Annotated in this window: 20 protein-coding genes; 2 read left to right on the forward strand and 18 right to left on the reverse strand. The window is 71.4% G+C overall.

Annotated elements, in window-relative coordinates; all coding sequences use genetic code 11:
- Position 1: 1 nt before the first annotated feature.
- The 9 genes from rsfS to rplU all read right to left on the reverse strand — a co-directional run bounded on the left by rsfS (position 2) and on the right by rplU (position 6,666).
- Entirely contained in the window at positions 2-382 is a 381-nt protein-coding gene (gene rsfS, locus ACFV3I_RS11890) for a ribosome silencing factor (RefSeq protein WP_136030675.1), read from the reverse strand.
- A complete protein-coding gene (locus ACFV3I_RS11895) occupies positions 382-1,536 on the reverse strand; it encodes a hypothetical protein (RefSeq protein WP_378822886.1) in 1,155 nt (384 codons plus the stop codon). Before ACFV3I_RS11895 ends, rsfS begins: the two co-directional genes overlap by 1 nt.
- Entirely contained in the window at positions 1,533-2,135 is a 603-nt protein-coding gene (gene nadD, locus ACFV3I_RS11900; protein WP_136035386.1) for a nicotinate-nucleotide adenylyltransferase, read from the reverse strand. The genes ACFV3I_RS11895 and nadD overlap by 4 nt, the downstream gene beginning before the upstream one ends.
- A gap of 7 nt (positions 2,136-2,142) precedes the next feature.
- Positions 2,143-2,367: a hypothetical protein gene (locus ACFV3I_RS11905; protein ID WP_136030670.1), complete on the reverse strand. Its 225-nt coding sequence runs from the start codon at positions 2,365-2,367 to the stop codon at positions 2,143-2,145.
- 64 nt (positions 2,368-2,431) lie between these two features.
- Positions 2,432-3,685 carry a glutamate-5-semialdehyde dehydrogenase gene (locus ACFV3I_RS11910; RefSeq protein ID WP_136035385.1) on the reverse strand — a complete coding sequence of 418 codons (1,254 nt, stop codon included), beginning with the start codon at positions 3,683-3,685 and terminating at the stop codon, positions 2,432-2,434.
- 9 nt (positions 3,686-3,694) lie between these two features.
- Positions 3,695-4,480, reverse strand: a complete 786-nt coding sequence (proB, locus tag ACFV3I_RS11915) for a glutamate 5-kinase (RefSeq protein ID WP_136030666.1) — start codon at positions 4,478-4,480, stop codon at positions 3,695-3,697.
- A complete protein-coding gene (gene obgE, locus ACFV3I_RS11920) occupies positions 4,477-5,979 on the reverse strand; it encodes a GTPase ObgE (protein WP_136030664.1) in 1,503 nt (500 codons plus the stop codon). Before obgE ends, proB begins: the two co-directional genes overlap by 4 nt.
- A 101-nt stretch (positions 5,980-6,080) precedes the next feature.
- The gene (rpmA, locus tag ACFV3I_RS11925; protein ID WP_017202370.1) at positions 6,081-6,338 is read right to left on the reverse strand and encodes a 50S ribosomal protein L27; all 258 of its coding nucleotides are present in this window, start codon (positions 6,336-6,338) and stop codon (positions 6,081-6,083) included.
- A gap of 19 nt (positions 6,339-6,357) precedes the next feature.
- Positions 6,358-6,666, reverse strand: a complete 309-nt coding sequence (gene rplU / locus ACFV3I_RS11930) for a 50S ribosomal protein L21 (RefSeq protein ID WP_168387232.1) — start codon at positions 6,664-6,666, stop codon at positions 6,358-6,360.
- A 213-nt stretch (positions 6,667-6,879) separates the two neighbouring features.
- Here rplU and ACFV3I_RS11935 point away from each other — a divergent pair, with 213 nt between their 5' ends.
- Positions 6,880-7,149, forward strand: coding sequence for a DUF4031 domain-containing protein (locus ACFV3I_RS11935; protein WP_136030663.1), 270 nt, complete (start codon positions 6,880-6,882; stop codon positions 7,147-7,149).
- Here ACFV3I_RS11935 and ACFV3I_RS11940 read toward each other — a convergent pair.
- The gene (locus tag ACFV3I_RS11940; RefSeq protein ID WP_378822888.1) at positions 7,111-9,807 is read right to left on the reverse strand and encodes an Rne/Rng family ribonuclease; all 2,697 of its coding nucleotides are present in this window, start codon (positions 9,805-9,807) and stop codon (positions 7,111-7,113) included. The genes ACFV3I_RS11935 and ACFV3I_RS11940 overlap by 39 nt on opposite strands.
- 280 nt (positions 9,808-10,087) lie before the next feature.
- Here ACFV3I_RS11940 and ACFV3I_RS11945 point away from each other — a divergent pair, with 280 nt between their 5' ends.
- A complete protein-coding gene (locus ACFV3I_RS11945; RefSeq protein WP_378822891.1) occupies positions 10,088-10,705 on the forward strand; it encodes a vitamin K epoxide reductase family protein in 618 nt (205 codons plus the stop codon).
- 63 nt (positions 10,706-10,768) lie between these two features.
- On the opposite strand, the gene ndk is transcribed toward ACFV3I_RS11945, so the two are convergent.
- The 8 genes from ndk to ACFV3I_RS11985 all read right to left on the reverse strand — a co-directional run bounded on the left by ndk (position 10,769) and on the right by ACFV3I_RS11985 (position 21,512).
- Positions 10,769-11,185, reverse strand: coding sequence for a nucleoside-diphosphate kinase (gene ndk, locus ACFV3I_RS11950; protein WP_136034032.1), 417 nt, complete (start codon positions 11,183-11,185; stop codon positions 10,769-10,771).
- Between the two features lies 1 nt (position 11,186).
- A complete protein-coding gene (locus tag ACFV3I_RS11955) occupies positions 11,187-11,609 on the reverse strand; it encodes a DUF4233 domain-containing protein (protein ID WP_240744651.1) in 423 nt (140 codons plus the stop codon).
- Positions 11,606-12,958 (reverse strand): bifunctional folylpolyglutamate synthase/dihydrofolate synthase, encoded by a 1,353-nt coding sequence (locus ACFV3I_RS11960; protein WP_378822893.1) that lies wholly within the window; start codon positions 12,956-12,958, stop codon positions 11,606-11,608. The genes ACFV3I_RS11955 and ACFV3I_RS11960 overlap by 4 nt, the downstream gene beginning before the upstream one ends.
- Complete coding sequence (ileS, locus tag ACFV3I_RS11965) at positions 12,955-16,344, reverse strand: isoleucine--tRNA ligase (protein ID WP_136034039.1); 3,390 nt, start codon at positions 16,342-16,344, stop codon at positions 12,955-12,957. Before ileS ends, ACFV3I_RS11960 begins: the two co-directional genes overlap by 4 nt.
- A gap of 252 nt (positions 16,345-16,596) precedes the next feature.
- Entirely contained in the window at positions 16,597-18,102 is a 1,506-nt protein-coding gene (locus ACFV3I_RS11970) for a dipeptide ABC transporter ATP-binding protein (RefSeq protein WP_378822895.1), read from the reverse strand.
- The gene (locus ACFV3I_RS11975; protein WP_378822897.1) at positions 18,099-18,911 is read right to left on the reverse strand and encodes an ABC transporter permease; all 813 of its coding nucleotides are present in this window, start codon (positions 18,909-18,911) and stop codon (positions 18,099-18,101) included. Before ACFV3I_RS11975 ends, ACFV3I_RS11970 begins: the two co-directional genes overlap by 4 nt.
- Positions 18,908-19,852: an ABC transporter permease gene (locus ACFV3I_RS11980; RefSeq protein ID WP_136030942.1), complete on the reverse strand. Its 945-nt coding sequence runs from the start codon at positions 19,850-19,852 to the stop codon at positions 18,908-18,910. Before ACFV3I_RS11980 ends, ACFV3I_RS11975 begins: the two co-directional genes overlap by 4 nt.
- A 40-nt stretch (positions 19,853-19,892) precedes the next feature.
- Positions 19,893-21,512: an ABC transporter substrate-binding protein gene (locus tag ACFV3I_RS11985; RefSeq protein WP_136036477.1), complete on the reverse strand. Its 1,620-nt coding sequence runs from the start codon at positions 21,510-21,512 to the stop codon at positions 19,893-19,895.
- Between the last annotated feature and the right edge of the window lie 31 nt (positions 21,513-21,543).

Raw genomic sequence — 21,543 nt, forward strand, 5'->3', positions numbered from 1 at the left:
CTCAGCCCGCGTCTGCAGCGGTCTCGACGACGTCGAGCGGGATCACGGGGCAGTCCTTCCACAGGCGCTCGAGCCCGTAGTAGACGCGCTCCTCCTGATGGAAGACGTGCACGATCAGGTCGCCGAAGTCGAGCAGCACCCACCGCGCCTCCGCGCGGCCCTCGCGGCGCACGCGCTTGTGGCCGGACTCGACCAGGCGGTCCTCGATCTCGTCGGCGATCGCGGCGACGTTGCGCTCGCTGTTGCCTGTGACGAGCAGGAAGATGTCGACGAGCGGAAGAGGCTCGGAGACGTTGAGCGCCACCAGGTCTTCCCCGCCCTTCGCGACGGCGGCTTCGGCGGCGATGCGCAGCATCTCTTCGGCGGTTTCAGGTGATTGCATCAGAACACATTCGTGGTGAAGGCGACGACCAGTGCCACACCCAGCGCGAGAGCGAGGCCACCGGCGACGATCGCCAGGATCAGCATCAGCCGATTGCCCTTCTCGGGCGCGGGCGGACGGATGACCTCGCCGGCGGGCTTGATGGTGCTGACAGCCGAGCTGGCAGCGATGGGGGTGGGCGAGGACGCCGGAGGCAGCTCCCCGTCGATGAGGACGGCGTCGACATCCTTGCCGTCGGCGGTGCCGTGTGCGTGGCCCTGCGAGCCGATGCCCTTCGGCAGCTCGTAGGAACCCGTGATGAGGATCTCCCCCGTCGACGCGACGGGCCCGGACAGCGACCCCTCCCCGGGCGACGGCGTGAAGATCAGCGCGTTGGGCGAGCGGTGCGAGCCGCCCGAGTCGTTGGACGTGAGCAGCTCGTCGAAAGACGGCCGGAACGACGCGGGCTTCGCCGGCTCCTCGGCGGCCAGCACGCCCTCGCCGAACGCGGGGCTCACGGTGGGACGCTCGCCGTCGGCGACCTCGCCGCGGTCGTCGTCCTGATCGGCGAGCAGGTCGTCGCGCTCGTCCGTCGACCCGGTCTCGACCTCGTCGGCCTCCGCGGTTCCGGGGACGCCGAGCAGCTCGGCCACGTCGACCGGTTCCGGTTCCGCCGGCTCGGCGAGCGGCACGCTCCCGGCGGACTCGACGGCGTCGGCGGCGCTCACCGGCTCGATCGACACCTCGTCGTCGACGTCGTCGTCGTCGTCGACCTCGTCGACCACCGGGGCCGATGGCGAGGAGAAGTCGGGGATGCCCGAGACGATCGACGAGTCGTCGTCCGACTCCTCTGCGCGGGGGGCGGTGTCGCGGTCGTCCTCGGCGGCGTCGGCTCCCACGACCGGCACGGATGCGGTCTTGATCTTCTCCTGCTCACGCGCCTGGCGACGGGTGAGCGGTGCGGCACCGAGGTCGACCGCGGAGTCGGCCACCGGGGCCGGCGCCACGGGGGCGGGCTCGGCCGCGCGCGGAAGCGGGGCCGCCGGCGGAGTCGCGTTCGCCGCCTCCGCAGCGGCCTCGGCCTGCTCCTCCGTGATGACCGGGGTGGATCCAGTCAACCGGATCTCCCGCAGCTGCTTCCGCGTGAGCGGACCTCGCTGATCCGATGTGCTCATTCCTTGCTCCGATACAGATGGTGCTTCGCGATGTACTGGACGACGCCGTCGGGGACGAGGTACCAGACCGGTTGATCGTCGCGGACTCGCTCTCGGCAGTCCGTCGACGAGATCGACAGCGCCGGCACCTCCAGCTGGCTGACGTCGTCGCTCGGGAGGCCGTCGATGCTCAGAACGTGTCCTGGGCGGGAGACCGCGACGAAGTGGGCCAGTTCCCACAGTTCATCATGGTCTCTCCAACTGAGAATTTGCGCCACGGCGTCGGCGCCGCTGATGAAGAACAGCTCCGCGTCGGGCCGCTGAGCCTTGAGATCGCGGAGCGTGTCGATCGTGTAGGTGGGGCCGGCGCGATCGATGTCGACCCGGCTCACCGTGAACCGGGGGTTCGACGCGGTCGCGATGACGGTCATGAGATAGCGGTGCTCACTGGGCGTGACCTCCGCCTTCTGCCACGGCCGTCCGGTGGGAACGAAGACCACCTCGTCGAGATCGAAGGAGTGCGCGACCTCGCTGGCGGCGACCAGGTGGCCGTGATGGATCGGGTCGAAGGTGCCGCCCATCACGCCGATGCGCGGTGCGCGCGTGGTCGCAGTGCTCATGAAAGGCCTAGTGGCCGTGTCCCGCCTCGTGGCCGTCCTTGCCGTGCTTCGCCGCCCAGGCCTCCGCCTTCGCCGAGTGACGGTTCGCCACGTTCTTGTACGACAGCGTGACGAACCCGAGAGCGGCGAACACGATCGCGGCGATGACTCCGAAGATCAGGGTGTCGAGCGCGACGTTGCCGTGGTGCTCGGTCTCTGCGGCGGCCATCGCGATCTGTGCGACGAGGTTCATCCTTGCTCCGTTTCGTGGCGTGCTGTCTCGGGTGTCGGGGATGCAGCGTCCCCCAGTCTAGCCCTCAGCCGCGCGTCTGACCCGCCCCACGCGCGAGCCACTTCGTGCTGGTCAGCTCGGACAGTCCCATCGGCCCGCGGGCGTGCAGCTTCTGCGTCGAGATGCCGACCTCGGCGCCGAATCCGAACTCCCCGCCGTCGGTGAAGCGCGTCGACGCGTTCACCATGACCACCGCGGAGTCCACCTCGGCCAGGAACCGCTCGGCGTTGCGGGTGTCGGTCGTGATGATCGACTCGGTGTGACCCGTGCTGTAGCGGCGGATGTGGTCGAGCGCGTCGTCGAGCGAGTCGACCACCTTCATCGCGATGTCCAGGCTCAGGTACTCGGTCGCCCAGTCCTCCTCGGTCGCCGGGATCACGGTGGCGACCAGCCCCGCGACGATGTCGTCGCCGTGGATCGCCACGCCCTCGCTCATGAGCGCGCTCGCGACGAGGGGGATCAGCCGCGGCGCGGCCTGCCGGTGCACGAGCACGGTCTCCACCGCGTTGCACACGCTCGGACGCTGCACCTTGGCGTTCACCACGATGTCGCGCGCCCAGTCGTCTGGCGCGCTCTCATCGAGCACGATGTGCACGTTGCCGGCGCCGGTCTCGATCACCGGCACGGTCGACTCCGTCACGACCGTCTCGATCAGGCCGGCACTGCCGCGGGGAACGAGCACGTCGATCAGACCGCGACCGTGCATGAGGGCCTTCGCGCCCTCGCGACCGAAGTCGTCGACCGTCTGGATCGCCTCCGGGGTGACCCCGGCCCCCTCCAGAGCGCCACGCATGACCTCCACCAGCACGGTGTTCGAGTCGCGCGCGGCACTGCCCCCGCGCAGCACCACGGCGTTGCCGGACCGCAGGGCGAGGGCGGCGATGTCGACCGTCACGTTCGGCCGGGCCTCGTAGATCGCACCGACCACGCCGAACGGCACCCGCACCTGCTCCAGCGCGACACCGTTGGGCATGCGGTGACCGCCGACCACGCGACCGACCGGGTCGGGCAGCGCCGCCACCTCGCGCACCGCCGCGGCCAGCGCGGAGACCCGGCGCTCGTCGAGCCGCAGGCGATCGATCAGCGAGTCGCCGATGCCGTCCTCGCGGCCGCGGGCGATGTCGCGCCCATTCGCCTCGATGATCCGCGGCGCGTTCTCCTCCAGAGCCAGGGCGATCGCCTCGAGAGCGCGCGCCTTGTCGTCGCTGGTGAGGCCGGCCGTGGCGCGGGAGGCCTCCTTCGCGCGCTCCAGGCGCGCCTGGGGGGTCGGGTCGGTCATCCGCCCAGTCTAGGAGGTCGCCGGTTCGAACCAGGTCCCGATGTCGTCGCCCGTGAGGGCCCGGTCGACCAGGTCGGCGCTGGTCACCAGCACGCCGATCCCCGAGGCTGCAGCGAGACGTGCCGCCGAGACCTTGGTGGCGGCTCCCCCGGTACCGACGCTGTTCACGACCGTCGATCCGAACTCCAGTCCGGACAGGTCGGCGTCGGGGGCCACGACGTCGATCGGCTCGGCACCCGGGTCGGTCGGCGGCTTGGTGTAGAGCGACTCGATGTCGCTCAGCAGGATCAGCGCGTCGGCCTCGATCAGCTGTGCCACGAGCGCGCCGAGGCGGTCGTTGTCGCCGAAGCGGATCTCCTGCGTCGCCACGGTGTCGTTCTCGTTCACGATCGGCAGGGTGCGCAGACCCAGCAGCCGCTCCATGGCCCGACGGGCATTCGACCGCGACGTCGGGTTCTCCAGGTCACCCGTGGTGAGCAGCACCTGCCCGGCGACGATGTCGAACGGGCGCAGGGCCTCCTGGTAGCGGTACACGAGGATGTTCTGGCCCACCGCCGCGGCGGCCTGCTGCGTCGCCAGATCGGTCGGGCGGGCGTCGAGCCGGAGGAACGGGATGCCGGAGGCGATCGCGCCGGACGACACCAGGACCACCTCGGCTCCCCTGGCGTGCGCGGCGGCCAGGGCCTCCACGATCACCGGGATGCGCCAGGACGACTCGCCGCTGATGGACGACGAACCGACCTTCACGACGATGCGCGACGCCGACGCGAGGTCGGCGCGCGTGCGTGCGGTCACTCGTCGCCCTCGCGGGCGGTGGCGAGGCGCTCGGCCTCCAGCTCCGCGCGCGCCTGCGCCTTGGCGTCCATCCGCTCGTAGTACTGCTCGCGGCGCTCGGACGTGGTGCGGCGGGAGTTCGGCGCCAGGCGCGGGTCGGTGCCACGCGGCGCGGTCATGAGCTCCGCGGCCGAGCTCATGGTGGGCTCCCAGTCGAACACGATGCTGTCGCCCTCGCCGATCACGACCGTCGAGCCCTGCACGGCACCGAGGCGGAACAGCTCGTCTTCGACACCCAGCTTCTCGAGGCGGTCGGCCAGGTAGCCCACGGCCTCCTCGTTCTGGAAGTCGGTCTGCTGCACCCAGCGCACCGGCTTCTCGCCGAGGATGCGGTACACGTTGCCGTAGGTGCCGCCCTCGACGCGGATCGAGAAGTCCTTCTTCGAGCCCCGCGGCCGGATGACCACGCGCTCACGCGGCTTCTCCGCCGCGATGTTCTCGGCGCGGTGCTTCTCCACCAGCTCGCCCAACGCGAACGTGAGCGGGCGAAGACCCTCGTGCGACACCGTCGAGATCTCGAACACGCGGAAGCCGCGCGCCTCCAGATCGGGGCGCACGAGCTCGGCGAGGTCGCGCGCCTCCGGCACGTCCACCTTGTTGAGCGCGACGAGCTGCGGGCGCTCCAGCAGCGGCGTCTGGCCTTCCGGCACCTCGTAGGCGGCCAGCTCGGCGAGGATGACGTCGAGGTCGGAGATCGGGTCGCGGCCCGGCTCGAGCGTGGCGCAGTCGAGCACGTGCAGCAGGGCCGAGCAGCGCTCGACGTGACGCAGGAACTCCAGGCCGAGGCCCTTGCCCTCGCTCGCGCCCTCGATCAGTCCCGGCACGTCGGCGACCGTGAACCGGAAGTCCTCCACCTGCACGACGCCCAGGTTCGGGTGGAGCGTGGTGAAGGGGTAGTCCGCGATCTTCGGGCGTGCGGCCGAGATGGCGCCGATCAGGCTCGACTTGCCGGCGGACGGGTAGCCCACCAGCGCGACGTCGGCGACGGTCTTCAGCTCGAGCACGACGTCGCCCTCATAGCCGGGCGTGCCGAGCAGGGCGAAACCGGGGGCCTTGCGCTTGGGCGTCGCGAGGGCGGCGTTGCCCAGGCCGCCCTGGCCGCCGGCGGCCACGACGAAACGCTCCCCCGGCTCGATCAGATCGATGAGCACCTCGCCGGACGGCGACTTGACCACCGTGCCGACCGGGACCGGAAGCTCCAGGGACTCGCCGTCGAAGCCCGACCGGTGGTCGCCCATGCCCGGCCCGCCGTTGCCCGAGGAGCGGTGCGGCGAGTGGTGGTACGACAGCAGCGTGCCCGTCTGCGGATCGGCGACCAGGACGATGTCGCCACCGTCGCCGCCGTTGCCGCCGTCGGGGCCGCCGAGGGGCTTGAACTTCTCCCGGTGCACCGAGACGCAGCCGTTGCCGCCCTTACCCGCACGGAGGTGCAGCGTGACGGTGTCGACGAACGTGACCATGTGTGCGTGTCCTTCGGGTAGCGGGGGAAGACGGACGGCAGATACGCGGACGGGGCGAGCCGAAGCCCGCCCCGAACCGGATGTCTAGCGTGGTGCTGTGATCACTCAGCAGCAGCGACGATGTTGACGACCTTGCGGCCGCCCTTCGCGCCGAACTCGACCGCACCGGCGGCCAGAGCGAACAGCGTGTCGTCGCCACCACGGCCGACGTTCACGCCGGGGTGGAAGTGCGTGCCGCGCTGGCGGACGATGATCTCGCCGGCGAGGACCTGCTGACCGCCGAAGCGCTTCACACCGAGTCGCTGAGCGTTGGAGTCACGACCGTTGCGGGTGGAGCTTGCGCCCTTTTTGTGTGCCATGTCCTGTGTCTCCTCGGTCTTACTTGATGCCGGTGATCTTGACGCGCGTGAGCTCCTGGCGGTGGCCCTGACGCTTCTTGTAGCCGGTCTTGTTCTTGTACTTCTGGATGACGATCTTCGGGCCGCGGAGGTTGCCCACGACCTCGGCCGTGACCTTGACCTTCGCCAGCGCGTCGGCGTCGGTGGTCACCGTGGCGCCGTCGACGAGCAGCACAGCGGGCAGCTCGATCTTCTCGCCCTGGGCCGCCTGAACACGGTCGAGCTGAACGATGGTGCCGACCTCGACCTTCTCCTGCCGGCCACCGGCGCGCACTACTGCGTAAACCACTTCATACCTGTTTCGTTGGGGAGCACGCGGCTCCGAGAATCTCACGGGAAGACTGTTGCTTGCATGCGTCGCTGGTACGACGGGCGCGAATGCAAGACTCTCCGCATCGGCCGTCGAGGACGACGCGGCATGCGCACCAAGGGACTACTTTACCGGATGCCGGAGCCCCTCGCAAAGTGAGACCGGTCGCGCCTCCGGTCGTAGGCTGGCGAGGTGACCGTACTCGTCGACGACCCCCTCTGGCCGGCCCATGGACGCCTGTGGGCGCACCTGGTCAGCGACACCGACCTCGACGAGCTGCACGACTTCGCCCGCGCGCACGGCATCCCGGCGCGCGCGTTCGACCTGGACCACTACGACGTCCCGGAGGACGCGGTGGCGCGGCTGATCGCCGGCGGCGCCCAGCACGTTCCGGGGAAGGAACTGGTGCGCCGCCTGATCGCGTCAGGCCTCCGGGTCCGCGGCCGCGACCGGCTGCGCTGAGCTCTCCGCCGCCACCGACACCGGCGTGCCGGAGAGCGCGGCCGTGGTCACCCGGCGGCGACCACGCCCCTGCCCCGGTGCCTTCGGCTCGGGAAGCGCGTCCAGCACCGAGTCGAGGAGCTCCTCGGCCGGTGACTTCGGGCCCTTGCGGTCGGCCCCGCGCTTCTTGCGGGCCTTCTTCGGACGCTCGGCGGCGGGCGCGGCGGCCTGCTCGGCCGGTGCGCTCTCGGCGGGGGCGTCGCCCGAGGGGGCGATGGTCGACGCGGCGATCTGGGCGAGCGCCGACTTCGCGCCCTCCGTGATGCTGTGCGTCACCGCGGCCACGACCGGAGCGGTGTTGCCGTTCCCGTTGCCGTTGCCGTTGCCGTTCCCGTTGCCGCGCTGGCGGCGACCGCCGTTTCCTCCGCCTCCGCCGTTGCCGCCGTTGGCGCGGTGCTTGACCACCGGGTCGTGGTGCACGATGACGCCGCGACCCGCGCAGACCTCGCACGCCTCGCTGAAGGTCTCCAGCAGCCCGAGGCCCAGCTTCTTGCGGGTCATCTGCACGAGGCCCAGCGACGTGACCTCGGCCACCTGGTGCTTCGTGCGGTCGCGGCTCAGGCACTCGATCAGACGCCGCAGCACGAGGTCGCGGTTGGACTCCAGCACCATGTCGATGAAGTCGACCACGATGATGCCGCCGATGTCGCGCAGCCGCAGCTGACGGACGATCTCCTCCGCCGCCTCGAGGTTGTTCTTGGTGACGGTCTCCTCGAGGTTGCCGCCCGAGCCGACGAACTTGCCGGTGTTGACGTCGACGACCGTCATCGCCTCGGTGCGGTCGATCACGAGCGAGCCACCGGACGGCAGCCACACCTTGCGGTCGAGCGCCTTCTCGATCTGCTCGGTGATCCGGAACGCGTCGAAGGGGTCGACCTCGTCCTCGTAGGACTCGACGCGCTCGAGCAGGTCGGGCGCGACGCTCTCCAGGTAGGCGCGGATCGTGCGCTGCGCGTCCTCACCCTGGATGAGCATCTTCGTGAAGTCCTCGTTGAAGACATCGCGGACGATCTTGACCAGCAGATCCGGCTCGGCGTGCAGCAGCGCGGGTGCCTGCTGGCTCTCCACCTGCTTCTGGATGTGCTCCCACTGCGACGTGAGCCGCTGGACGTCGCGCGTCAGCTGCTCCTCGGTCGCACCCTCCGCGGCCGTGCGGACGATCACGCCGGAGGACTCGGGCAGCACCTCCTTGAGGATGCGCTTGAGTCGGGCGCGCTCGTTGTCGGGCAGCTTGCGGCTGATGCCGTTCATCGACCCGCCGGGCACGTACACCAGGTAGCGGCCGGGCAGCGAGATCTGGCTCGTGAGGCGGGCGCCCTTGTGGCCGACCGGGTCCTTCGTGACCTGGACGAGCACGCGGTCGCCGGGCTTGAGGGCCAGCTCGATGCGGCGCGGCTGGTTGCCGGTCTCGACGCCGTCCCAGTCCACCTCGCCGGAGTACAGCACGGCGTTGCGACCACGGCCGATGTCGACGAACGCGGCCTCCATGCTGGGGAGCACGTTCTGCACACGGCCGAGGTAGACGTTGCCGATGAGCGACGCGTCCTGGTTGCGGGCGACGTAGTGCTCCACGAGCACGCCGTCCTCCAGCACGCCGATCTGCGTGCGACCGTTCTTGGAGCGCACGACCATCTTGCGGTCGACCGACTCGCGGCGCGCGAGGAACTCCGCCTCGGTGACGACCGGACGACGGCGACCCGCGTCGCGCCCGTCACGGCGGCGCTGCTTCTTGGCCTCCAGGCGCGTCGAGCCCTTGATGGCCTTCGGCTCGGTGATGTACTCCACGACGCGCTGGCGCTGACGCGGCTCGTCGCGCTGCTCGTCGCCGTCGGAACCTCCGCGGCGGCGGCGGCCACGGCGGCCGGAGGACGACTCCTCCTGGTCGCGCTCGGCAGGACGCTCGTCGCGACCGGGGCGTGCCGGCAGCGGGACGACCTCGGGCGCGTAGAAGTGCAGCTGGGTCGACACCTGCGACACGAACACCTCGGGCAGCAGGCCCAGGGAGACGGCGGTCAGGGGCGCCGGGGCCTCGGGCTCCGTCTTCTCGGCGGCGGGAGCGGCCTCGGCGGGAGCGGCCTCGGACGGCGCCTCGGCGGCGGGAGCATCGTCGGACGACGCCTCGGCGGCGGGCTCGCCCTCGGCGGGAGCATCGTCGGACGGCGCATCCGTGACGGGAGCGTCCTCGGCGGGCACATCGGCGGCGGGCGCGGCCTCGGCGGGAGCGTCTCCGGCAGCCTCCCGGCTCGCCGGCGCGTCAGCAGCGGCGCCCGCGTCGACAGGAGCCTCGGCCGCGCTCTCCTCGTCGGCCGGAACGCCGGACGCCGAGGCGGCGTCGGCCCGGTCGGAGACCGCGTCGGCGGCGTCCTGAGCGGCGGCGGCGTCTTCCACCGCGGCAGCGGCGGCATCGTCGGCGGCGGCGGCCGCGTCTTCCGCGGCGGCGTTGTCGGCGGCGAGCTCGTCTGCGGCGACGTCGGCGGCGATGTCCGCCGTGTCGTCCTCGGCGAGCGGCGCGACGAGCGAGTCGTCGGTCGCGGGAGCCGTGGGCTCCGTCACCGGATCCGCGGCACCAGCCGGGAGATCGAGAGCGGAGGGGTTGTGGTCATTGTTCTCATCGGCCATCTCTGGCGTACTCCCTGCACGGGCACCGGGTGCTCCGTGAAATCTCATGCGGTACCCGCGGGTTCCGCGAACTCAATCGGCGTGCGACCGGCTCTGGGCTCTGGTCGCGTGGGGCATGGGCCCCGAAGTCTGCGTCGATGCGTGTCGCGGCGGCGCCGTTCATCGCATCACAGGTCATTATCGCACCACATGGCCCCGTTCGCGGCATCGGTGATGATGGCGCGTTTTCCCCGGGGCCGTTCTCGCCCCATCCATAGCACTCGCTGAGATAATCCTGAACATGAGCGAGCAGCGCACCCGCCCCGTCGTCTACGCCGTCTGGTTGATCGTCGCGGCCGTCATCGGGTGGTTCGCCGCCTTCCAGCTCACGATGGACAAGTTCATCCAGCTCGCCAACCCCGACGCCGACCTCAGCTGCAACGTGAGCGTCATGATCCAGTGCGGGAAGAACCTCGGCTCGTGGCAGGGCGAGGTGTTCGGCTTCCCGAACCCGATCATCGGCATCGCCGGCTGGATGGCGCCGCTGTTCATGGGCGTCGCCCTGCTCGCCGGCGCCCGCTTCCCCCGCTGGTTCTGGCTCACGTTCGGCGCCGGAATCACCTTCGCCTTCGGGCTCGTCTGCTGGCTGATCTGGCAGAGCCTGTACGCCCCCAACCTCGGCGTGCTCTGCCCCTGGTGCATGCTCACCTGGTCTGTCACGATCCCCACGTTCTTCGCGACCATGCTCCACCTCACCCGCAACGGGAGCCTCACGAGCAACGAGAAGACCCAGGCCCGCGCGAACCGCCTCATGGCGTGGGTGCCGCTCGCGACCGTCCTGGCCTACGCCGTGGTGATCCTGCTCGCGCAGCTGCGCGGGCTCGACCTGCTGGGCGAGGTCATCGGCATGGTCTTCTGAACCGGCCGCACGCACGACGAAGCCCGTCCGCCTTCTCGGCGGACGGGCTTCGTCGTGTGGTCGTCAGTCGAACCAGATGCCCAGCTCCCGGGCGGCCGACTCCGGGCTGTCCGAACCGTGCACCAGATTCTGCTGCACCTTCAGGCCCCAGTCGCGCCCGAAGTCGCCGCGGATCGTGCCGGGCGCGGCGGTCGTCGGGTCGGTGGTGCCGGCGAGCGAGCGGAACCCCTCGATGACCCTGTTGCCCGCGAGCCGGATCGCGACGGAGGGGCCCGACATCATGAACTCCAGCAGCGGCTCGTAGAACGGCTTGCCCTCGTGCTCGGCGTAGTGCTGCGCGAGCAGGTCGCGGTCGGGCTCGACCAGGCGGATGTCGACGAGCGCGTAGCCCTTCGCCTCGATGCGGGCGAGGATCGCGCCGGTGAGGCCGCGGGCGACGCCGTCGGGCTTGACGAGGACGAGGGTTTCTTCGGTGGCCATGTCATTCACTCTCTGTCTGAGTCTCGGTCGAGGGCTGAGCGGGACGTCGTGCGTCGAGCCGAGCCCCCATGATGGTCGCATACGCCCACATGCCGCCGAAAATCAGCACGACGAGCAGCACCGCCGGCACGGCGATCGCCGCCAGGGCCACGATGATCTGCACGATCCAGCCGGCGGCGATCGCCCCCGGCTTCGTGATGAGTCCCGCGATCACGATGCACGCGAGGGCCAGCACGGCACCGCCGACGATGCCCCACCACTGCTCGATGCCCGCCGGCAGCGCCTTGAGGCCGAACAGCGTCAGACCCACGAGGAACACCACGATCGCCTCGAAGCCGAGCACGATCGGGGCGAGCTTCTGCACCAGTGTGCGCGGCGGACGGGGCCGGCGCGCGGGGCGGGAGGACGCGGCGCCGGCACTCATGCGCGCCACCCCGCCTTCCAGTCCTCGTCCTCCGAGAGCGCGATGGCCTCCCCCGCGAGCACGACCGATCCGGCGATGATCACCGCGCGGCGGTCGGAGGCGGCCGCCCACTCGCGCGCCGCATCGGCGGCGTCGGCCAGAGACGGGTGGACGGTCGCCCGGCGGCCCGACTGCTCGACGAGGTCGGCGATCATGTCGGCGTCGCTCGCACGATCCGACTCGGGCGCGGTCGCGAACACGTGCGCCGCGGCCGGCGCGAGAGTCGCCACGATGCCCGCCGCGTCCTTGTCGGCCAGGATCCCCAGCACCAGACCCCACTCGTCGAAGTCGAAGCTGTCGTCGAGGGCCTGAGCGAGCGCGGCGGCGCCGTGCGGGTTGTGCGCGCCGTCGACGATCACCGTCGGCGCGATGCCGAGCAGCTGCAGCCGCCCCGGCGAGGTGCTCCCCTGCAGGCCGTCCGAGATGATGCCGCCCGCGATGGCCTGCGAGGCACCGCCGATCAACGACTCCACCGCCGCGACCGCGAGGGCGGCGTTGTGTCCCTGGTGCGCACCGTACAGCGGCAGGTACTCCTCGGCGTACTGCCCGACCAGGCCGCGGATCGTGAGCAGCTGCCCGCCGACCGCGAGCTTCTGCTCTGCGAGACCGAAGTCCTCGCCCTCGAAGGCGATGGTCGCGTGCCGTTCGGCGGCCATGCGACGCAGCACCTCGGCGGCCTCCGCGGGCTGCTGCGCCGAGACGACCGCTGCGCCCTCCTTGATGATGCCGGCCTTGACCTCCGCGATCTTCGCGATCGTGTCGCCCAGGCGGTCGGCGTGGTCGATGTCGATCGGCGCGAACACCGCCACGTCGCCGTCCGCCGTGTTCGTGGAATCCCACTCGCCGCCCATGCCCACCTCGAGCACCAGCACGTCGACCGGGGCGTCGGCGACCGCGACGAAGGCCAGCACCGTCAGCAGCTCGAAGAACGTGAGGGGTTCCTCGCCCTCGGCCTCCAGCTCGGCGTCGACGATCGCGACGAACGGCTCGATCTCGTCCCAGGCGTCGGCCACGGCCTCATCGGCGATCGGCTCGCCGTCGATCATGATGCGCTCCGTGAAGCGCTCCAGGTGCGGGCTCGTGAACAGGCCCGTGCGCAGGTCGTGCGCGCGCAGCAGGCTCTCGATCATCCGTGCGGTCGAGGTCTTGCCGTTCGTCCCGGTGATGTGGATCACGCGGTACGTGCGCTGCGGGTCGTCCAGGTACTGGAGCACGCGGGCCGTGCGCTCCTTGCGCGGCTGCACCCACCGCTCCCCCGCACGGCTCAGCAGGGTCTCGTAGACGGCGTCCGCCCTGTCCCTCGCGCTCATGCGCCCACCCTCTCCAGGTTCGTGTCGATCGTGACGATCAGGGGCGCCTTGCCCGCCCCGAGGGCCTTCGCCCCACTGCGGTGCACGCCGTCGCCGGGGCTCGTGACCTCGTCGACGAGACGGTCGAGCTCGTCCGTGGACTGCACCGCGAACGCGACGGCGAGGGTCTCCGCGGCGATCAGCTCGGCGTGCGCCTCCAGCGCCGGAGCCTCCGCGGGCGCCGCATTCAGCGCCAGCACGATGCGGTCGCTCACGTCGAGCCCTGCGTTCTTGCGCGCCTCCTGCACCACGCGGATCGCGTCGCGCGCGAGCCCCTCGGCCTCCAGCTCCGGCGTGGTGCGGGTGTCGAGCAGCACGAAGCCGCCCGACGGCACGATCGCCAGGGCCTCGCCCTCGGGCCGGCCCGTCGTCTCCAGCACGAGCTCGTACTCCGCCGGCTCCAGCGCGATGCCGCCGGCGGTGACGACGCCGTCGCTCTCCGACCAGTCGCCCGAGCGCGCGGCCTGGATCGCCTTCTGCACGTCCTTGCCCAGTCGCGGACCGGCCGCCCGCGCGTTCACGCTCAGCCGGTGGCTGATGCCGTACTCCGCCGCGGCGTCCTCCGTGAGGGACACGAGCTCGACGGACTTCACGTTCAGCTCCTCGCGGAGGATGTCCTCGAACTGCCCGAGGTCGCCCGCCAGCGGCGACACGACGGTGAGGCGCGCGAGCGGCAGCCGCACGCGCAGCTTCTCCTTCTTGCGCAGCGCGTTGCCCACGCTCGACAGCTCGCGCACGGCGTCCATCGCGTCGCGGATCTCGTCGGCCGCCGGGAACTGCCCGGCGTCCGGCCAGTCCTGCAGGTGCACGCTGCGGCCGCCGGTGAGGCCCTGCCACACGCGCTCGCTGACCAGCGGCACGAGCGGGGCGGCCACGCGGCACAGCGTCTCCAGCACGGTGTAGAGCGTGTCGAACGCCTCGCGGCTCTGCGGGTCGTCGGTGACGCCCACCCAGAACCGGTCGCGCGACCGGCGGATGTACCAGTTGGTCAGGACCTCGGCGAAGTCGCGCAGCCGGGCCGACGCGGTGGTCGAGTCGAGGCCCTCCAGGTCGGCCCGCACCTCGCGCACCAGATCGCCCAGGCGCGCCAGGATGTAGCGGTCGAGCACGTCGGTGGAGGAGGTGGACCACGACGCCTCGTACCCGCCGTCGCCCGAGGCGTTGGCGTAGGTGGCGAAGAAGTACCACGAGTTCCACAGCGGCAGCAGGAACTCCCGCACGCCGGAGCGGATGCCCTCCTCGGTGACGATCAGGTTGCCGCCGCGCAGCACGGCGCTCGACATGAGGAACCAGCGCATGGCGTCGGAGCCGTCGCGGTCGAGCACCTCGGACACGTCGGGGTAGTTGCGCAGCGACTTCGACATCTTGTAGCCGTCGCTCCCGAGCACGATGCCGTGGCAGCTGACGCCCGTGAACGCCGGGCGGTCGAACAGCGCGGTCGACAGCACGTGCATGACGTAGAACCAGCCACGGGTCTGGCCGATGTACTCCACGATGAAGTCCGCCGGGGAGTGCGAGTCGAACCACTCCTGGTTCTCGAACGGGTAGTGCACCTGCGCGTACGGCATCGAGCCGGAGTCGAACCACACGTCGAACACGTCCTCGATGCGGCGCATCGTGCTCTTGCCCGTCGGGTCGTCGGGGTTCGGGCGCGTCAGGTGGTCGATGTACGGCCGGTGCAGGTCGACCTCGCCCTCCGGGTTGCGCGGCAGCGTGCCGAAGTCGCGCTCCAGCTCCTCCAGCGACCCGTACGCGTCGACGCGCGGGTACTCGGGGTCGTCGCTCTTCCAGATCGGGATCGGCGAGCCCCAGTAGCGGTTGCGGCTGATGGACCAGTCGCGCGCGCCCTCGAGCCACTTGCCGAACTGTCCGTGCTTGACGTTCTCCGGCACCCAGGTGATCTGCTCGTTGTTCGCGAGCATGTCGTCCTTGATGTCGGTGACGCGGACGAACCAGCTCGACACGGCCTTGTAGATCAGGGGGTTCCGGCACCGCCAGCAGTGCGGGTACGAGTGCTCGTAGCTCTGCAGGCGCACCAGACGCCCGTTGTCGCGGATGATCCGCACGAGAGGGCTGTTGGCGTCCATCCACAGCTCGCCCGCGACATCGGTCACGTTCGGCAGGAAGCGGCCGCCGTCGTCGAGCGACAGGATCGTCGGGATGCCCGCGGCCCCCGCCACGCGCTGGTCGTCCTCACCGTAGGCGGGCGCCTGGTGGACGATGCCGGTGCCGTCGGTCGTGGTGACGTAGTCGTCGACGAGGATGCGCCAGGCGTGCTGGGTGCCGTAGGTCTCCTCGTCGGCGTAGTAGTCGAACAGCCGGTCGTACGTGATGTCGGCCAGCTCCGCACCGCGCAGCGTCGCGTCGACCGCGGCCGCCGCCTCCTCCGCGCTCTCGTACCCGAGGTCCTTGGCATAGCCGCCCAGCAGGTCCTTCGCGAGCAGGTAGCGGTGCGCCGACGACTCGACGGCGACCAGGTCGGCCGAGGGCGCGCCGCGCCCCTGGTGCACGTCGGCCGCGCCCGCAGGCCCCGCGGGGAGCACGACGTATTCGATGTCGGGCCCCACGGCGAGCGCGAGGTTGGTCGGCAGCGTCCACGGAGTGGTCGTCCAGGCGAGCGCGCGCACGCCGGTGAGCCCGAGCGCCTCGGCCTTGGCGCCGGTGAGCGGGAAGGTCACGGTCACCGACGGGTCCTGGCGCATCTGGTACACGTCGTCGTCCATGCGCAGCTCGTGCGCGGAGAGCGGGGTCTCGTCGCGCCAGCAGTACGGCAGCACGCGATAGCCCTCGTAGGCGAGTCCCTTGTCGTACAGGGTCTTGAAGGCCCACAGCACGCTCTCCATGTAGCCGAGGTCGAGCGTCTTGTAGCCGCGCTCGAAGTCGACCCAGCGCGCCTGGCGGGTGACGTAGTCCTGCCACTCGTGCGTGTACTTCAGGACGGACGAGCGCGCCTTCTCGTTGAAGACGTCGATGCCCATCTCCTCGATCTCGCGCTTCTCCGTGATACCGAGCTGCTTCATCGCCTCGAGCTCGGCGGGAAGACCGTGCGTGTCCCATCCGAAGACGCGGTCGACCTTCTTGCCGATCATGGTCTGGAAGCGCGGGAACACGTCCTTCGCGTAGCCGGTCAGGAGGTGGCCGTAGTGGGGCAGCCCGTTGGCGAAGGGAGGGCCGTCGTAGAACACCCACTCGGGGGCGCCCTCGCGCTGCGCGATGGAGGTGCGGAAGGTGTCGTCGGTCTTCCAGAAGTCGAGCACCTCCTCCTCGATCTGCGGGAAGCGGGGGCTCGGCGCCACAGTGGCGGCCTGGTCGGCGGCGGGTCCGAAGGAGGAGCGCGGGTAGGTCATCGTGTCTCGCAGTGGTCGTCGTGGCGGATGCTGCTGCGAGGACGACCCTCGCGGACCGCGGTACCACCTCGCGTGCCGCGCCGTGCGACGCGACCACTCTCACTGCGGCTGTGACGGGCCTGCCCCGCTCGGTTCTACTGAGCCACGGCGCGGGGCCGGGACCGTTCTTCCGAGAGCTCCCCGGTGATGGCCGGATCGATGCTCGTGCTCCCAGTGTACGCGGATGCGGCACCCCGGGACCACGGCATCGGGTCAGGGGTGCGCGGTACCGGCCGCGGCCAGGAGCTCGCGCGTGAACGGGTGTCGCGGCGCGGCGAACACCTCGGCCGTCGTGCCCTGCTCGACGATGCGCCCGTCCTGCATGACCAGCACCTCGTCGGCGACCGCGCCCACCACGTCGAGGTCGTGCGAGACCAGGACCATCGTCAGCCGTCGCTCCCGCTGCAGCCGCGCCAGCAGCCGCAGCACGCGCTCGCGCACCGAGGGGTCGAGCGCGGACACCGGCTCGTCGAGCACCAGCACCTCGGGGTCGGCGGCGAGCGCCCGGGCGATGGCCGCGCGCTGGCGCTGTCCGCCGGAGAGGGCAAGCGGGCGCCGGGCGGCCAGCTCCGGGGCGAGGCCGACCTCGGCGAGCAGCCCCGCGACCCGTGCACGGCGCTCGGACCGGGGCACCCCGCCGGCCTCCAGGGCCTCGCGCAGCGACCGCCCGATCGTCCACCTCGGGTCGAACGCGCCGAGCGGGTTCTGGTGCACGAGCTGCACCCGCGGCGATCCCTGCCAGGCGAGCGACCCGGTGTCCGCCTTCTCGACGCCGACCAGGAGCCGCGCGAGCGTGGTCTTGCCCGACCCGGACTCCCCCACGATCCCGAGCGTGCGCCCCTCCGGCACCGTGAACGACGCGCCGACCACGGCGGCCGTGGCGCCGAACGACTTCGCCACGCCCTCGGCCACGAGGATCGGGGCCGCCTCGCCGGCGGGAGCGTCGCGCGGCTCGTGCAGGGTCGCGGCGATGAGCTCCCGGGTGTACTCGTGCTGCGGACGCTCCAGCACCTCCGCGACCGGACCCGACTCCACCACGACGCCGTCCTTCATCACCAGCACCCGGTCGGCCAGCCGGCGCACGGCCGCGACGTCGTGGCTGATGAACAGCACCGCTGTCCCGCTGTCGGCGATCTCCCGCAGCAGGTCGAGGATGCGCGCCTGCACCGTCGCGTCCAGCGCCGTCGTCGGCTCATCCGCGACCAGCACCGCCGGGGACGCCGCGAGCGCCGAGGCGATCAGCGCGCGCTGGCGGAGTCCCCCGGAGAGCTCGTGCGGGTACTGACGGGTGCGGCGCTCCGGCTCGGGCAGCCACACGCGCCGCAGCAGCTCCTGCACCCGCTGCGACACGGCGCCCCGGCCGCGCGCGAGGCGGTGCAGACGCAGGGGCTCGGCGACCTCCGCCCCGATGCGGCGCAGGGGGTCGAGCGAGACCAGCGCGTCCTGCGACACCAGGCCGATCCGCGCGCCGCGGAGCCGCCGCCAGGCGCGCTCGCCGAGGGCGGCGGCATCCGTCCCGTCGATCACGAGCCCCTCCGCGGTCACGGTCGCCGCACGCGGCGTGAGCCCGAGCAGAGCGCGGGCGGTGAGGGTCTTGCCCGCACCGGACTCCCCCACGATCGCGACGCACTCGCCGCGCTCGACCGACAGGGAGACGCCGTCCACGACCGCCGTGCCGTCGAACGCGATCCGCAGACCCCGCAGCTCGAGCGCCCTCATGCCGTCCTCCCGTCCGCCCTGGCCCGCAGGATCCGTCCGACGACCGTCGCGCACACGACCGAGAGCGTGATCGCGATGCCGGGGAAGACCGAGATCCACCACGCCTGTCCGAGCACGTTCCGGCCTCCGGCGAGCATAAGCCCCCACTCCGGGGTCGGCTCGGACGGCCCGAGGCCGAGGAAGCTGAGCCCGGCGGCGGCGAGGATGCTGGATCCGATGCCGATCGTCGCGAGCACGCTGAGCGAGCCCAGCACCCCGGGGGCGACGTGCCGGGTGAAGGCCCGCAGCGGCGGCACCCCGAGGATGCGCGCGGCCTCCACGTGCTCGGCCACGCGCAGCGTCCTGGTCTGCACCCGGGCCAGGCGCACGTACACCGGCACCGCAGCCAGGGTCACCGCCATCGCGATGTTCACCGGTCCCGGGCCCAGCACCGCGACCACCACGAGCGCCACCAGGAACTCGGGGAACGCCATCAGCACGTCGTTGACCCGCATCACGGTGAGGTCCACGCCCCGCGGCGCCATCCCCGCCACCGCGCCGACGAGCAGCCCGACGACGACCGCGATCCCGGTCGCGAGGAGCCCGATGCCCAGCGACCGCCCGGCCCCGTGCACCACGCGCGCGTACACGTCGCGTCCGCTCTGGTCGGTGCCGAACAGGTGCTCGGGGCTGGGCGGCAGCAGGGCCGAACGCACGTCGGTCTGCAGCGGGTCCTGCGGGGCGAGGAGGTCGGGCCACACCGCCGCGACCGCGATCACCGCGAGCACCGCGACCGCCGACCACAGCGCCGCCCGCTGACCGCGGCTCATCGGGCGCCTCCGGCCGCTGCGGCCCGCACCCGGGGGTCGATCAGCGGATGCACGAGCTCGACCACGAGGTTCACCGCCACGAACACGACGGCGCTCAGCAGGATGATGCCGGTGATGACGGGGAGGTCGCGGTCGCTGATCGCCGCGAGGGTCACGCGCCCCAGCCCCGGCCGCGCGAACACCGTCTCCACCAGCACCGCGCCGCCCAGCACCGAGCCCGTGAGGTAGGCGGCCAGCGTGATGCCCGAGGCCGCACCGTGACGGAGTCCGTGCCGCAGCGTGAACCACGACGGGCTCGCCCCCCGCGCGCGGACCGTCTCGGCGAACGGCATCCGCTCGGCCTGCACGAGCGCGTCGCGCAGCACCTGGCTCAGCAGGGCCGCCACCGGCAGCGCGAGCGTGACCGCGGGGAGCACGAGGGTCGCAGGGTTGCGGGCGCCCGACACCGGGAACCACCCCAGACCGAACGCGAAGACGCTCAGCAGCACGAGCCCGATCCAGAACACCGGCGAGGACAGCACGACCAGCTCGACCGCCGCGGCCACCGCGCGCGCCGTCCGTCCGCGCACCAGCACGGTCACGGCGAGTGCGAGCACCACGGCGATCGCCAGGGCCAGCGCGGACAGCTGCAGGGTCGCCCCGAGCTGACGGCCGATCACCTCGGTCACCGGCAGCCGCAGCTGATACGACTCGCCCAGGTCGCCCCGGGCGAGCTGCCCGATGAACGACGCGTACTGCTCCAGGACGGGCCGGTCGAGCCCGAGCTCGGCGCGGATGCCGTCCTTCACCTCATCGCTCACCTGCGCCTGCGGGCCGAGCATCACCGAGACCGGGTCGCCGGGGATGAGCCGGAAGGCGAGGAACGCGAGGGTGGCGGCGCCCCACAGCACCACCACCACGGTCGCGAGGAGGCCGGCGATCCGCGGCAGGGCAGCCTTCACCGTTGCGTCCTGCTTCCCTCGTCCCGGCGGCTGAGCGGACTCAGCCGAGGGTCACATCGTAGAACAGCGGCCGGCCGTACAGGTCGTACTGCAGGCCGTTCACGCGCTCGCCGACCGCCGTGATCGCGGACGGGCTGTAGAGCGGCACGATCGCGGTGTACGTGGCGTTCCACTCCTGCAGCTGCGCGTACAGGGCGTTGCGGGTGTCCTGGTCGCTCGAGGAGACCGCCTGCTCCAGCAGCGCGTCGATCTGGGGGTCGGTGACCTGCGAGGCGTTCTGGAAGCCCTCGCTGTGCAGGTGGTTGCGCAGGAAGTCGGCGTCCACGCCCGAGAAGCCCCAGTCCGTGAGGTCGAACGTCTTCGGCTCGTACTGCGCGTTGTAGGCGCCCGGCTCCAGCACCTCGCGCTGCACCTCGAAGCCGATCGCCTTGAGGTCGGACTGGATGGCGTTCGCGAGCGCGGCCTGGTCGTCGGGCACCGGGGTCCACGCGATCCAGCGCACCGAGAGGCGCGCGCCGTCCTTCATGCGGATGCCGTCGGCGTCGCGCTCGGTCCACCCGGCCTCGTCGAGGAGCGCGTTCGCGGCGTCCTGGTCGTACGGCCACGTGCCCTCCAGCGCCGCGTCGTACCCGGGCGTCGTCGAGCCGAGGATGCTCCACGCCCGCGGGAACTGGCCGAAGTAGATCTCCTCCACGGCGGCGTCGATGTCGATGCCCCGCGCGAACGCCTGGCGCACCTTCTCGTCGGCGAACACGCCGTACTTCTCGTTCAGGTACAGCGAGTAGGGCAGGCCGGGGTACTCGACCGAGTCGACCGTGACACCGTCGCCGAGCTCCTCGACCAGGTTCGGCGGGATGTCGCTGGCGAGGTCGGCCTCGCTGCTGCGCACGACGCCGCTGCGCACGGCGGCCTCGGGCTGGATCTCCACGCGCAGCGTCTGGAACGACGGCGCCTTCTCCCCGTGCGGCCCCCAGGCGTAGTCGTCGTTGCGCGTGTACACGAGCTCCTGATCGGGCGTGTACTCGGTGAGCTCGAAGGGACCGGTGCCCACGGTGACGCCCGGGCCCCCGGCCTTCAGCTTCGCCGCGGACTCCTTCAGCACCGCGGGCGAGTAGAAGCCGAGCTGCGGCGTGCTGGCGGCCTGCAGGAACGGGGCGTACGGCTGCGTGAACGTGACCTTCACGGTGTGCTCGTCGACGACCTCCGTGCCCTCGTAGAAGTCGGCGCCCATCATGCTGGCCGCCTGCGCGGACTTGGTCTTCGGGTCGACGATGCGGTCGAAGTTCGCCTTCACGGCCTCGGCGTCGAACGGCTCGCCGTCGGTGAAGGTCACGTCGTCGCGAAGCGTGAAGGTGTACTCGGTGCTGTCGTCCGACACCTCCCACTCCGTCGCCAGCCACGGGCTGAAGCTGCCGTCCTCCTCCTGGAACACGAGCGAGTCGAGCACGGCGCGCTGCACCATGCCGGAGACGTCGAGCTGGCTGACCTGCGGATCCATGTGCCCTGCGGAGAGGTTCGCGCCCTCGATCGACCAGACGAGCTCATCGCCCACCTCCCCGTCGGCATCGGTGGAGGGACCGGCGCACGCGGCGAGCACCAGGGCGGTGACGGCGGCGAGCGCGGCGGCGGGCAGGAGACGACGCACGGGGGTGGCGGGCATGACGGTCCTCAGAACGATCGGGTGGGATGGA

This window comes from Microbacterium sp. NPDC059771 (genome assembly GCF_042732495.1).
Lineage (GTDB): Bacteria > Actinomycetota > Actinomycetes > Actinomycetales > Microbacteriaceae > Microbacterium > Microbacterium sufflavum.